Below are 13,313 nucleotides of genomic sequence, written 5' to 3'. Positions count from 1 at the left end.
AGCCCATCACGACAATATCATGATGGGCTTAATATTAGGCTGAGAACTCATTAAAACACTGGCGTTAACTCACCGCTTTATCTAACGCTTGGCTGATATCGGCAATAATGTCATCGATGTGCTCAATGCCCACCGAAATACGTACTAAATCTTCTGATACCCCAGCTTTAGCTAATTCTACGCTGTCTAACTGACGATGTGTGGTACTAGCAGGGTGACAAGCCAGTGACTTTGCATCGCCAATATTCACTAATCGCAGCACCATTTGCAGCGCATCAATAAATTTACCACCAGCCACTTTACCCGCCTGTGCATCGGCTGCTTTTATACCAAAACTGATAATGCCTGAGGCTTTACCGCCGGTGATTTTTTTACATGTCGCGTTAAATGGGCTATCAGCTAACGCAGCGTAGTTTACCCAGCTTACATTAGGGTGTTGCTGTAAATACTCGGCTAACGCTAGGGCATTACTGCAATGGCGTTCCATGCGCAGACTTAAAGTTTCAAGCCCTTGGAGTAATAAGAACGCACTTTGGGGTGATAAAGCTGCGCCGGTGTTTCTTAGGGGCACGACCCGGCAGCGGCCAATATAGGCAGCGGGGCCAAAGGCTTCGGTGTACACCACGCCGTGATAAGACGGATCGGGTTGATTTAAAATCGCAAAGCGGTCTTTATTGGCGACCCAATCAAATTTACCTGAATCAATGATCACCCCGCCAATAGTGGTGCCATGGCCGCCAATGTATTTGGTCAGTGAGTGGATCACAATATCTGCGCCATGATCAAAAGCTCGGCATAACACTGGCGTTGCCACAGTATTATCGACAATTAACGGCACCCCATGCTTATGGGCAATGTCGGCCAAGCGTTGTAAATCGACCACGTTACCCGCTGGATTGCCGATGGACTCACAAAACAACGCTTTGGTTTTATCATCAATTAGCGCATCTAAGCCGTCAAAGTCATCATAGGCCGCCATGCGTACATCAACCCCTTGGCGCGGCAATGTATGGGCGAATAAGTTATAAGTACCGCCATATAACTGGCTAGTGCTAACAATATTGTCGCCTACTTGGGTGAGCGCCTGTATCGCATAGGTGATGGCCGCCATACCTGATGCCACCGCTAAGGCACCAATGCCGCCTTCGATGGCGGCTAAGCGCTGCTCAAGCACGTTAGTGGTTGGGTTCATGATGCGGGTATAGATGTTACCAGCCACTTTTAAATCGAATAGATCTGCGCCATGCTGGGTATCATCAAAGGTGTAAGACGTGGTTTGGTAAATCGGCACTGCTGCGGCCTTGGTGGTCGCTTCCGACTCGTAGCCATAATGTAATGCCAGTGATTCCAGTTTCATGTTTTCTGCCGTCATAATGCCTTCCTTTACCTTAAGATATTCAAATTGGGCCATCTACCAAAAAGTTGTTTGCCGGATAAACTTTCGAATTAATAGCCGGATAAAAAACAACCAAAAACCAGTGGTACTCCACACTAACAATAAGACGTCTAGATGTCTATTTAAAATATTCAGCCATTAAAAAGGGAGCCGTAGCTCCCCTATATAAACTCAATAGCAAACACAGTTAGGCTAAGTGACGGCCACCATCCACCGCAAAACTGCGACCAGTGACGTATTGACTGCTTGTCAGGTAATCAACTAATTCAATGATCTCAGGGTTACCCGCCTCTTTAGGCAGTATGGCTTTGGCTAGCGCTTTTGCTTTGTAGGCCTCATCGTCGCCTTCATTAAACAAAATCATCGCAGGGGCAATGGAATTGACTTTCACCATAGGCGCAAGTTTACTCGCAAATGACAGGGTTAAATTGTGCATTGCCGCTTTACTGGCCGCATAGGCAATATGCTTTTTACTGCCTTTTTCTGCCACGTAATCGGTAATATGAATAATATTAGCACTGCCAATATTGCCACTTGCTGAAGCGATTAATTTGTCGGCCAGAGCCAAGTTTATTTGATAAGGCGCACTGACGTGAATATTCATCATTCGGTTCATGATATCGGCTGAGGTCATGCCCGGCTTGGTTTTATCGTTATGCCAGTCAGATGCATTATGAATGATGCAATGAAGCTCGTCATGGGTGTCATTAATGCGCGCTAACATATCTTCTATTTCAGCAGGAATGCACAAATCACATTGATAAAGGTCGGCACCTAATTCAGCTAATTCATCAATAGAGGGGTAATGGGTTCTAAAGGTGCCGATGACCTTCATGCCTTTAGCGAGAAAGTCCTTTGCTAAGGCGTAACCAATACGTTTGCCGACGCCAGTAATGAAAATAGTTTGCTTCATTGCAGTTCTCTTATAATGATTTTTATTGAAAATAAGAAGTGTTAGAAAAGGTCATTAATGCAGTCGTTTATCATTGCAATTAATCATAAGCAATTAATAATAGCCTCATTGACTCGAAATTAATGACCTTTAAAGTATGATTCAAGCTAAAGCCGATTAGCTGTTAGCAAAGAATTCAGCTCTTGAGGCAGGGTTAGCTTTAAAGCAGCCGCCTAGTGCGGAGGTTTTGGTATAGGATTGAGTATCCATAATGCCTCGGGATTTAACGCAGTAATGGGTGGCATTGATACTAATGGCAACATCGTCGGTTTCAAGCAAGGTTTGCAGTGCCACCAGCACTTGCTGGGTGAGTCGCTCTTGTACTTGAGGTCGCTGGGCAAAAAATTTCACTATGCGGTTAATTTTAGATAAACCAATAATTTTGCGCCCCGGCACATAAGCAACATTGGCAACACCATCGATGGTAATAAAGTGATGTTCACAGGTACTAACCACGCTAATATCACTGACTTTAACCATTTCATCTACGCCCATTTTATTGTCAATTTGGGTGACTTTAGGGAAGTGGTTGTAATCAAGCCCAGAGAAGATTTCATTAACATACATTTTGGCGATTCGATGAGGGGTTTCACATAAGCTGTCATCGGTTAAATCAAGTCCAAGGGTAGAGATAACTTCTGTCATCAATCCTTGAATGCGAGCCACTTTTTGCTCGTTAGTCATGTCATTTTCAACGACTGGGGTTTCAAGACCTCGCTCAATCAGTACTTGCTGTACTTTACGTGCTTCTTCAGAAATCATGTGTTTTCCTTATGGCAACTCGTGCCAAATTAAAACTCACTTTATTTTCGCTGCTCTAATGATAATGAAACAGAGTCGGCAAAACGTAATGCGTGTGGTTTGTCGATTGTCACCCGCGACATGGTAATGGAAGGATGCTCACTGCAAATTGCCAGCACATCGGCAACTAATTTTTCCAGTAATAAAAATCGACCTTCTTCAACATGTTGGATCACTTTCTTGGTGATTATCTTGTAGTTCAGCGCATCAGCGACATCATCAGTTTGAAAAGACTTATCGGCTGGGTACTGAATTTCAATATTAATAACAACATCTTGCTGCTTTTCTCGTTCATCAGGGTTAAAGCCGATGAAAGTACGTAAACGTAAATTAGTAACTTTAATAATTGCTTGGCTAATTGACATAGAAAGCCTCATTTTGAATACGCGTTTTTGGATACTGTTTTTGTATACCAATGCGCAATACGTGAATACATCTAGTAAAGATCAAATAAAAAAAGAGCCAACGTAAACTCTGCTGACTCTCCTATTTATAGCGATAAACAAACCATTATGCGAGTTTACGTGCTTGATAGCTTAGTTAACTTACCTTAATTAGTCAGCTTAAAGAAAATCAACTACCACAGGATTAACTTCAAGCTAGTTGGCTTACTAAAACTCTTTATAATTTCTATAACTTACCTTGAAGAAAATAAGGTAAAACACCGGCACTATGATTAATGTCAATATGGTTGCAACCCCAAGACCAAACATCACTACCGCCGCTAATGACTCAAAGAAGGCATCGGTCAATAGCGGTAGCACCCCTAAAATGGTGGTGATAGCAGCCATACAAACGGGTCTAACACGGCTAACGGTTGAGTTAAATACCGCTTCAAAGGTTTCGACGCCGTCATTAATCTCAGTGTTAATTTGATCCAGCAAGACAATACCGTTTTTAAGTAGCATACCCGATAAACTTAACATTCCCAGCAGCGCCATAAAGCTAAAGGGTTTATCTAAAATCAATAAGCCTGAGGTAATACCAATAATGGCCAGCGGCACACACGCCCAAATCACTAATGGTTTTCTCACTGAGTTAAACAAGAATACCGTGATTAAGAACATGAATAAAAAGCCCAGTGGCAAGGTGGCAAATAATGACTCTTGTGCATCATTGGATGATTCAAACTCACCGCCCCACTGCAGCTCATAACCCACAGGTAATTCTAGCGCTTCAATTTGTGGCTTAATTTGGGCAAACAATTGCGCCGGTAAAATATCATACTCAAAATCCGTATCGGCAAATACCGTTAAGGTACGTTTGCGATCCCGGCGTTGAATAATGGGATCTTCAAACTTAACCTCAAACCCATCAACCACTTGCTGCAGCGGTACAAAGGCAGACAGTGCAGGGCTCCAAATACGAACACTTTCAAGTGAGTCGATATCAATACGCTCATCTTCTGGTAAACGGCCAATGATTGGCAATAAGGTCGTCCCTTCGCGGTATACCCCTATTTGTAACCCTGTAAACGAAAACTTAATCGCTTCATCTACTTCACTTTTTACGATACCTAAACGTCTTGCTTGGGTTTCATTAAAGCGAGGCGCAATGTATTTCACCCGTTCACGCCAGTCATGACGCACGTTAACGGTTGCCGGTGTGGCCTGGAATATCTCCATCACTTGCGCTGCAATGCTTCTCAATACATCAGGGTCTGCGCCGCTAATACGCGCTTCAATTTTAGCGTCTGTTGAAGGGCCGATTTCTAAGCGCTTAAACTTAAACTGCGTCTGCGGGTATTTAGCTTCGACTGCCCTTCTAAATTCAGTCATTACCTCACTAAGAGACTCAAAATCTTCGGTGCGAATAGCCATTTGCGCATAAGATGCGTAGTTTTTCTCTGGCGAGTAAGTCAGTAGAAAACGCGGAAAGCCTTTACCTATGCTCGAGCCAACAAACTCAACATTATCAAGCCCCATGGCGATGGACTCCATGCCCTCGACAATGCCCTGAGTTTCACGAATATCTGTGCCTTCTGGCATCCAGGCATCCACTAAGAAAATCGGCGTGGTAGAAGGCGGGAAAAACGATTGCTTAACGTAAGCAAAGCCATAAATCGAAATACAAAATGCCATCACCACGGCGATAACACTCACCCAGCGATGCTTCATACACCAATCGAGTAATACTTTGTAAAACACAAAAAAGGCACCACCGTAGGGATCTTTAAGCTCACCTTCCACTTTTTCAGCATCTTTTCCAAAAAATAACTGCGCAAAAAATGGTGTGATGGTAATGGCAGTAATCCAAGATAAAAACAGTGAAAACAGTAATACCCAGAATAAAGAGCCCGCAAATTCACCGGTAGCATCAGGTGATAAACCGATTGGCGCAAAGGCAGTAATAGCAATCACTGTCGCACCAAGTAATGGCCACATGGTTTGTTTTACAATGCTTTGAGCAGCTTCTAAAGTCGTTTGGCCCCGCTGCCTGCCGATTAATATGCCTTCAACAATAACAATGGCATTATCCACCAGCATCCCTAAGGCAATAATTAACGCCCCTAAGGATATTCGCTGCAGCTCAATCTCTGCTTGCAGCATCAACATGAAGGTGCCTAAACAGGTTAAGAACAAAATTAACCCAATTAAAATACCTGACTTAATGCCCATAAAGACCAGTAGCACGCCGATTACGATCACTACTGCGGCAATTAAGTTCCATACAAAGCTGCCCACTGAAGCATCTACTTCATTAGGCTGGTTATACATGGTTTCAATCATCATGCCCGCTGGGCGGACACTTTCAATACTGGCAAGCTTGGCGTCAATGGCTTTACCCACTTCAACCACATTCACCCCGGTTGAAAATGCGATGCCAATGTTGATCGCATTGTGCTGATTAAAGGTCAGTAGATTGGTGGGAATATTTTGAAAGCCCCGCGATACTGTGGCGACATCTTTTAAGTAAATAAGCTTATCGCCTTGGGTGCCTGGAATAATCAGCCCTTCTAACTCGCTAACAGACTTAAAGCCACCACTGGTACGGATTTTTAAGTTGTCACCGGCAACCTGAATGTTACCAGCATCAGACACCATATTTTGCGAATTAAGCAGGTTGCTCACTAAAGATGGATCGATATTAGAACTGGCAGCTTTGTTGAGCGACATTTCAACGAAAACTTGCTCTTGTTGATTGCCTGCCAATGACACTTTACCCACACCTGGCACTAGCTCTAATTCACGTTTAACGTAATCGACGTAATCTAAAATATCGCGGTAACTGTAGTCGCTACCGCTGACCATTAGCATCACCCCGTAAACATCACCAAAGTCATCATTGACCATCGGGGCCTGAACACCTGGCGGTAAGCTGGACGACATATCATTCACTTTGCGGCGCAGCTCATCCCAAATTTGTGGAAGCTCATCAGGGCCGTAGTTATTTTTCATGGTCACAGTAATTTGTGACATTCCCGATGTGCTTAATGACTTGAGAGTATCGATATAAGGCAATTCTTGAATGGCCTTTTCGATTGGGTAGGTCACTTCTTCCTCAACTTCCGTTGAGGTCGCCCCTGGGTACAGGGTGACAACTACCGCATCTTTAATGGTAAATGGTGGGTCTTCTAATTGGCCAAGGCCGGTAAATGACATTAAGCCGCCGATCAATAAGATCAGGGTAAACATCCAGCTAATGACGGTGTTTTTGACAAAGTAGCCTGCAATATTCATATGACACTTTCCTTTGTGTTAGCTGGAACGATTGTGAGTAATGGGTTTATTAACAATACAATCATCAGCCTACACTCCCCCTACTACTTGTACTTTTTGACCAGCCACTAAACGTGAAGCGCCCGTTTGAATAATCACTTGGCCATCTTTTAGCCCATCGATAACTTCAATTCTGTCGCCGACGATCACACCTAAAGTCACGTGCTGATACTGGATAGATTGATCAGATTTATCAAACAGCCAAACACCACTGTCTTGTATTTCAATGTCACTGCCATCTTGCATAATCACCGCTTCGATAGGCACCAAGAACTGTCGGTTGTAGGTGTAAGTAAGGTGGCTTAAGTCAACTTTCACCTTGGCAGGCATACCTTCAAGCACTTTATATTTAGGGTCTAAATCTACTGCTATCGTGGCTATATAGGTTGAAGTTGCGGGATCTTTTTCGGTGTTAACTTCCAGTAAATGGCCATCAAATGTGGCATTAGGAAAGGCTTCAAAACTGACCTCTAGCAATGCGCCTACGCTTCTGTCCTTAGCCTTCTTTGACACCGCAATCAACATATCAGGAATTTGTACATCCACTTCGATGCGCTCAATCTTTTGAATACTTACCACTGGCACGCCCGGCTGCACGTTTTCAAAAGACTCTAAAAATACATCACTGATCACCCCTGAGAAGGGCGCTCTTAGCTCAGTGTATTGCAGATTAAGCTCTGCTTGCCTTGCCTCGGCTTTTGCTACTAAGTACTGGGCATTCATTTGATCATAATCAGATTGCGCCATTAACTGCTTAGCCACCAACTGTTTACCACGTTCAGATTGTTTAAAATTAACCTCCATACGTGCCCTTCGATCGCTTAAAGCAATCTCAAAGTCAGTTTTTTCTAATATCGCCAGTAAATCTCCCTTTTCGACTTTTTTGCCTTTGCTCGCTGGAATTTGCGCGATACGGCCGCCAACACGAAAAGAAAGGTTAGTTAAGTCTTGCGCTCTAGCAACACCATTAAACTCACGGATCACCGAGTTATCTACAACCGGTAAAGCGTAAGTCGTAACTCTAGTAACATTGGGCTCAATATCGGGGCTTTTGTCACAGCCACTCAGAGTCATAACCGCCAGCAGCAGGCCAACACTTTTAAGCATGCTATAGATAAAATTACTGTTCATATTTATAAGCCTCGCTCTTTAATCCATTGCACCGCAGCTTGGCCATCTTTAAGCTCAGATGCTCCAGCAACGACTAACCAGTCACCATCTTCAAGGCCAGATATTAAGCGATTGCCTTTTAATTTTACGGGTACTTTTTCAAGGGTTAACGCCTTTGGAGACCAGATAAAAACAAAGTCAGTTTCATTTTCAGTAATCACAGCACCAGCAGGAATTTTAGGATGAGCATCAGCGGTTCTGGCAGGCAGTTTGACTTTTACTTGGGCCGACATCCCCGGTAGCACATTAAGTTGCTCAGGCATTGGCAGGGTTAAAATGATGGTGTAACTACCTGTGGTTGAGTCGGCAATGGTATTGAGCTCTTTTAAACTGGCAGCATACCAACGATCGCGACTGTCAAACTTCACCTCAAGGTTTTGCATCTTATCAAAGCTTGAACCGGCTTTTTGAATCGCACCAATAAACTGCTCAGGTAACTGAAAACTAATATCAATGGCTGATTCGATCCGAATTCCCATCACTTCTTCTTGGGCTTGAACATATTCAAAAGCACGCTTGCTGCGTTTAGAAATGATGCCTTTGTAAGGAGCCAATAATTTGGTGTAAGTCACATCTGCTTTGGCTTTGTCTAATGCGGCTTGGGCAATGGTGTAATCGCTTTTGGTTTGATCGTAATCATTACGCGAAACCACCCCTTGCTCAACCAAAGATGCATTACGCTCGAACAGAACTTTAGCTAATTCAAATTGCGCCTGAGCGACAGCCAATTGCTGTATATAAATAGCGCCATCAAGTTGCGCAAGCACTTGGCCGGGCTCCACGGCATCGCCGGGGCGCACAAAAATGTCAGCAATTTCACCAGCAACCCTAAAAGATAAAGCGGCTTTTTCTGAGGCTTTTACTTCACCAGGTAAAAATCGTTCTCGAAAATCACTGCCCACATCAATTTGCAGGACTTTAACGGGCCTGGGGTCAAATGATGCAGCTGTTGTAGTCTGCTCAGCAGCAGTAGAATACGCGAGAAAGGGACTGGTTAAAGCCACCAAGGAGAACACGAGTAAAGAAGAAAGTTTACAGGGCTTCTTCATTTTTTGCTCCGAAACATTTTAGTTAACTAGATAATAACATTCAAAAACTTACAATAATAGCGACTATAAGCCAGCAATAAAGATCTAAACAAGCACATTTGACGTATTATTCATTGTAGTAACTTATTGAGTTAATTTAGAACTTAGTAATTAACCATAGAGGTATCGAGATGGAATTACGGATTTTTTACGACAGTGCCTGCCCCTTATGCAGCAATGAAATGCAACAATTAAAGCAACATGACCGCTTGCACAAAATTGAGCTGGCTGATTTAAACCAAGACGGTTTTGCCGAAAAGTATCCCCATATCGACTTAGAAAAAGCCAACAAAATTTTGCATGCAGAAACCAACCATGGCGAAATATTACTGGGACTGGATGTGACGGCAAAAGCTTGGGCACTTACAGGAAAACATCAATGGGTACAGTTATTGCGCTTACCTTGCATCAAACCATTAGCCGATGTGGCTTATCTTGGTTTTGCAAGACACCGCTACAAATTATCCTACCTGTTAACCGGTAAGCAGCGCTGTGAAGATGGTAGCTGTAGCATCAAATAGTGAGTTAACTGCTTAAAGCCATAGCTACAATCAGCCATCAACCCAAGGAGATTTACTTGAGCCAATCATTCACTGCAAATTCAGGCTCAGTTGCGTTAATCATTGGTGCATCTTCTGGGATTGCAAAGGCCATTATTGCAGCACTGATTAAGCAAGATGCGGCAACTGACATAAAGCACCTCATCAGTATCAGCCAATCTGCAACTGCTGAGACGAAATTGGCTAATGAAAGTACTAACCCCATAACTCAGCAACATATTAGCTGCGATTATTCAGCAGACGCCATTGGCACACTGTGCCAGCAATTGCAGCCGTTTAAAGGTAAAATTACTCGGGTATTTATTTGTAATGGCAGATTGCACAATCAGTATCAAATGACTGGCGCAGCAACAGGGAGCGCCTCAGAAAACACAGTTTCTAAAACTCTCCCCTTTAAAACAATAGCCCCTGAAAAGCGCTTAGAAGATGTTAACCCTGAGGCAATGCAGGCTTTGTTTGAGTCAAACACCATTACCCCTATGCTGTGGCTACAGCATTTAGTCAAACTGGTTGCAGGTAAACAGGGCTGTATTATTAATGTGCTCAGCGCCCGAGTAGGCAGTATTAGTGATAATCGCTTGGGAGGATGGTATAGCTATCGCGCTTCAAAAGCTGCGCTAAACATGCTAATTAAAACCGCGGCGATTGAATATGCTCGGCGTGCCAAAAACGTAAAGCTCATTGCTTTTCATCCCGGCACCACAGACACCCCATTATCCAAACCTTTTCAGGCCAAAGTGCCCGCTGAAAAATTATTTACTGCTGAATTTGTCGCGTCGCAATTACTGAATATCAATAACGCAATTAAGGAAGCTGGAAGCGAAAGTAGTGAAGATGACAACGCTGAAATTGACCGAATTTACTACGATGGACAAGCCAGCTTTATTGATTGGCAAGGAAAACTGATTAGTTGGTAAAGGGCTTAGGTCTTTTTCCCTTGCAGCAACTTTAGCCTGTCAGCAACAAAAATGCGAAGCCAAAGGCTTCGCATTTTTATCGGTAAATCAAGTTATCAATAATTGATAAGCTTAAATTTACTTAACGAACTCAACACCAAGTTTGATGTCGCCGTTTAATGTATCAAGCATTGCATCACGGGCATTAGCTTCAAATGCGCTAACATCGCCGTATGGTAATACTTTTTCTACGCCGTTTTTACCAAGTAATACAGGTTGTGCGAAGAAGTCAGCATGTTCACTGCCGCCATCAACATAAGCACATTCAACCACGTTAGCTTCGCCTTGTAGGCCGCGAACTAATGATAGGCCAAAGCGACATGCCGCTTGACCCATAGACAGAGTCGCACTACCGCCACCCGCTTTAGCTTCAACAACTTCAGTACCCGCATTCTGGATACGTGTTGTTAGCGCTGCAACTTCTTCATCAGTAAAGCTTACGCCTTCAACTTGTGAAAGAAGTGGCAGAATAGTCACACCACTGTGGCCACCAATAACGTTGATGTTTACATCAGCAACGTTTAGCCCTTTAAGGTCAGCGATGAAGGTTTCAGAGCGGATAACATCAAGTGTCGTCACACCGAATAAACGGTTCTTATCGTAAACACCTGCTTTTTTAAGTACTTCAGCCGCAATAGCAACAGTAGTATTTACTGGGTTAGTGATAACGCCAATTAATGCTTTAGGGCAAGTTGCCGCCACTTTTTCAATAAGGTTTCTTACGATACCCGCATTGATATTAAATAGATCTGAGCGATCCATACCAGGCTTACGCGCAACACCTGCAGAGATAAGAACAACATCAGCGCCAACTAGCGCAGGAGTTGGGTCTTCACCAGCAAAACCAGCCACTTTTACATCTGTAGGGATGTGGCTTAAGTCAACTGCAACACCTGGAGTAACAGGAGCGATGTCATATAAAGACAACTCTGAACCTGCAGGAAGTTGAGTTTTTAATAGTAAAGCTAAGGCCTGGCCGATACCGCCAGCAGCACCAAGTACAGCTACTTTCATGATGATCTCCAATTACGTTCTAGTGATTGACTTCAGTCTGGTCTGTGACACAGATCATGTTTTCTTGTGGCGTCACATTACTGGATCACAGCGAGGATTTCAATTATCCCTTAGTAGATCACACTAATTTCCTTATTCTATGATATGTATATAAATAATGACTAATTTAGCCAGTAATAGCGAAAATGAATTTTTATTCACCAATTTAGCTTATTTCTTGACTTGATGCGTTTATCTATTCAGAATGAGCTACTTTTTTGAATAAAATCTATTCTTTTTAAAAATTACTATAAGACGAAAAAAATATGCCAGCGACTAAGAATCAGGATGAACTCGTAAAGACGTTTAAGTCGATATTAAAGGAAGAGCGCTTTGGTAGCCAAAGTGAAATCGTAATCGCACTGCAAGCAGAAGGTTTTGGCAATATTAACCAGTCAAAAGTTTCCCGTATGCTAAGTAAGTTTGGTGCAGTACGTACCCGTAATGCTAAGCAAGAAATGGTATATTGTTTACCCGCTGAGTTAGGTGTACCAACAGCAGGCAGCCCTGTTAAAAACTTGGTATTGGATGTGGATCATAACCAAGCGATGATCGTAGTCAGAACCAGCCCCGGCGCAGCGCAGCTTATTGCCCGATTATTAGACTCGATAGGTAAGCCTGAAGGGATTTTGGGGACTATTGCTGGTGATGACACTATCTTTATTTGTCCTTCAAGTATCAAAACCATTGATGATACCTTAGAAACGGTAAAATCACTGTTTGGCTATAGTGAATAGCCCTCTTAGCAAATAACACCTTCACGATTTATTGAGCCATTAAAAAAGCAGCCTTAGGCTGCTTTTTTGGTTTTAACAGTGCGTAAGTGTTAAATTGAGGCGATTTCAGCATCGGTGAGAAAACGCCATTCGCCTTCTTCTAAATCAGCATCAAGTTCAATTTCACCCACAGCTTCACGATGTAAATTGACCACCCGATTCCCCACAGCAGCAAACATACGCTTCACTTGATGGTACTTACCTTCGCTGATAGTTAATCTGGCATGGTATTCATCAATGATCTCTAGCAGCGCCGGTTTAGTTAAGCCGTCTTCACTTTTTAATTGGATCCCTTCGGCAAAGGTTTCCACCAATGCAGGATCAAGTGATGCAGCAGCTTCGATAAGGTAACGTTTACCGCAATCTTTTTTAGGTGAGGTGATTTTATGTGACCACTGGCCATCGCTGGTGATCAGCACCAAACCTGTGGTGTCCACATCTAAACGCCCAGCAATATGCAGGGTATCGACTTTTTCAATATCCATTAATCCCAACACCGATTGATATTCTTCATCAATGGTTGAGCAAATGGTATCAACAGGCTTGTGCATCATGATGTAGCGCTCGCCCACGATCTTAATTTGACGACCTTCGATACACACTTCAGTATCATCTTTCACTTTAAAGCTCGCGTCTTTAACCACGTCACCATTACAGGTCACTTCACCTGACTTGATAACTCTTTTTGCTAATGAACGAGTCAGCTCGGTGCTCTCGCAGATAAATTTGTCTAAACGCATATATAAAACCAAGTGAAAACTAATTGGTCGCTATTATGAGCTGTTGGCTAGCAAATAGAAAACGATAAATGGCCACTGTAACATTCTGGTAATTTTTAGTTA

12 protein-coding genes are annotated in these 13,313 nt (G+C 43.1%); 3 read left to right on the top strand and 9 right to left on the bottom strand.

The genetic code is table 11. The annotated features are described in order from the left end of the window. Positions 1–64: 64 nt before the first annotated feature. The 7 genes from Q4557_RS01810 to Q4557_RS01780 all read right to left on the bottom strand — a co-directional run bounded on the left by Q4557_RS01810 (position 65) and on the right by Q4557_RS01780 (position 9,087). Positions 65–1,357 carry an O-acetylhomoserine aminocarboxypropyltransferase/cysteine synthase family protein gene (locus tag Q4557_RS01810; RefSeq protein ID WP_303410355.1) on the bottom strand — a complete coding sequence of 431 codons (1,293 nt, stop codon included), beginning with the start codon at positions 1,355–1,357 and terminating at the stop codon, positions 65–67. A gap of 226 nt (positions 1,358–1,583) precedes the next feature. After that, positions 1,584–2,309 carry a dihydromonapterin reductase gene (gene folM / locus Q4557_RS01805; RefSeq protein ID WP_303410335.1) on the bottom strand — a complete coding sequence of 242 codons (726 nt, stop codon included), beginning with the start codon at positions 2,307–2,309 and terminating at the stop codon, positions 1,584–1,586. A 156-nt stretch (positions 2,310–2,465) separates the two neighbouring features. Next, entirely contained in the window at positions 2,466–3,110 is a 645-nt protein-coding gene (folE, locus tag Q4557_RS01800) for a GTP cyclohydrolase I FolE (protein ID WP_102438485.1), read from the bottom strand. A 41-nt stretch (positions 3,111–3,151) separates the two neighbouring features. Beyond that, positions 3,152–3,508, bottom strand: a complete 357-nt coding sequence (folX, locus tag Q4557_RS01795; protein WP_076539769.1) for a dihydroneopterin triphosphate 2'-epimerase — start codon at positions 3,506–3,508, stop codon at positions 3,152–3,154. Positions 3,509–3,760: 252 nt separating this feature from the next. Then, positions 3,761–6,829: an efflux RND transporter permease subunit gene (locus Q4557_RS01790; RefSeq protein WP_102438488.1), complete on the bottom strand. Its 3,069-nt coding sequence runs from the start codon at positions 6,827–6,829 to the stop codon at positions 3,761–3,763. A 69-nt stretch (positions 6,830–6,898) separates the two neighbouring features. Then, the gene (locus Q4557_RS01785; protein WP_241900969.1) at positions 6,899–7,999 is read right to left on the bottom strand and encodes an efflux RND transporter periplasmic adaptor subunit; all 1,101 of its coding nucleotides are present in this window, start codon (positions 7,997–7,999) and stop codon (positions 6,899–6,901) included. A gap of 2 nt (positions 8,000–8,001) precedes the next feature. Continuing rightward, entirely contained in the window at positions 8,002–9,087 is a 1,086-nt protein-coding gene (locus Q4557_RS01780; RefSeq protein ID WP_303410334.1) for an efflux RND transporter periplasmic adaptor subunit, read from the bottom strand. A gap of 170 nt (positions 9,088–9,257) precedes the next feature. On the opposite strand from Q4557_RS01780, the gene Q4557_RS01775 reads away from it, so the two are divergent. Beyond that, positions 9,258–9,647: a thiol-disulfide oxidoreductase DCC family protein gene (locus Q4557_RS01775; protein ID WP_303410332.1), complete on the top strand. Its 390-nt coding sequence runs from the start codon at positions 9,258–9,260 to the stop codon at positions 9,645–9,647. A 56-nt stretch (positions 9,648–9,703) separates the two neighbouring features. Beyond that, positions 9,704–10,603 (top strand): SDR family NAD(P)-dependent oxidoreductase, encoded by a 900-nt coding sequence (locus Q4557_RS01770; protein WP_303410330.1) that lies wholly within the window; start codon positions 9,704–9,706, stop codon positions 10,601–10,603. Positions 10,604–10,720: 117 nt separating this feature from the next. Here Q4557_RS01770 and mdh read toward each other — a convergent pair whose 3' ends face one another. Then, entirely contained in the window at positions 10,721–11,656 is a 936-nt protein-coding gene (gene mdh / locus Q4557_RS01765; protein WP_102438496.1) for a malate dehydrogenase, read from the bottom strand. Between the two features lie 305 nt (positions 11,657–11,961). On the opposite strand from mdh, the gene argR reads away from it, so the two are divergent. Next, entirely contained in the window at positions 11,962–12,432 is a 471-nt protein-coding gene (gene argR / locus Q4557_RS01760) for a transcriptional regulator ArgR (protein ID WP_076539676.1), read from the top strand. Between the two features lie 89 nt (positions 12,433–12,521). Here the strand turns inward: argR and rsuA are convergent, their stop codons facing one another. Beyond that, positions 12,522–13,211, bottom strand: a complete 690-nt coding sequence (rsuA, locus tag Q4557_RS01755; RefSeq protein ID WP_102438498.1) for a 16S rRNA pseudouridine(516) synthase RsuA — start codon at positions 13,209–13,211, stop codon at positions 12,522–12,524. Positions 13,212–13,313 lie beyond the last annotated feature (102 nt).

Origin of the sequence: Shewanella sp. 5_MG-2023 (assembly GCF_030547465.1) — a bacterium.
GTDB lineage: Bacteria > Pseudomonadota > Gammaproteobacteria > Enterobacterales > Shewanellaceae > Shewanella.
This window is presented reverse-complemented; position numbering and strand designations above follow the sequence as displayed.

Excerpts from the sequence above, each read along its gene's own strand:
- folM (WP_303410335.1), bottom strand. The coding sequence starts at position 2,309 with ATGAAGCAAACTATTTTCATTACTGGCGTCGGCAAACGTATTGGTTAC.
- Q4557_RS01785 (WP_241900969.1), bottom strand. The coding sequence starts at position 7,999 with ATGAACAGTAATTTTATCTATAGCATGCTTAAAAGTGTTGGCCTGCTG.
- Q4557_RS01790 (WP_102438488.1), bottom strand. The coding sequence starts at position 6,829 with ATGAATATTGCAGGCTACTTTGTCAAAAACACCGTCATTAGCTGGATG.
- argR (WP_076539676.1), top strand. The coding sequence starts at position 11,962 with ATGCCAGCGACTAAGAATCAGGATGAACTCGTAAAGACGTTTAAGTCG.
- folE (WP_102438485.1), bottom strand. The coding sequence starts at position 3,110 with ATGATTTCTGAAGAAGCACGTAAAGTACAGCAAGTACTGATTGAGCGA.
- Q4557_RS01810 (WP_303410355.1), bottom strand. The coding sequence starts at position 1,357 with ATGAAACTGGAATCACTGGCATTACATTATGGCTACGAGTCGGAAGCG.
- rsuA (WP_102438498.1), bottom strand. The coding sequence starts at position 13,211 with ATGCGTTTAGACAAATTTATCTGCGAGAGCACCGAGCTGACTCGTTCA.
- Q4557_RS01780 (WP_303410334.1), bottom strand. The coding sequence starts at position 9,087 with ATGAAGAAGCCCTGTAAACTTTCTTCTTTACTCGTGTTCTCCTTGGTG.
- mdh (WP_102438496.1), bottom strand. The coding sequence starts at position 11,656 with ATGAAAGTAGCTGTACTTGGTGCTGCTGGCGGTATCGGCCAGGCCTTA.
- Q4557_RS01775 (WP_303410332.1), top strand. The coding sequence starts at position 9,258 with ATGGAATTACGGATTTTTTACGACAGTGCCTGCCCCTTATGCAGCAAT.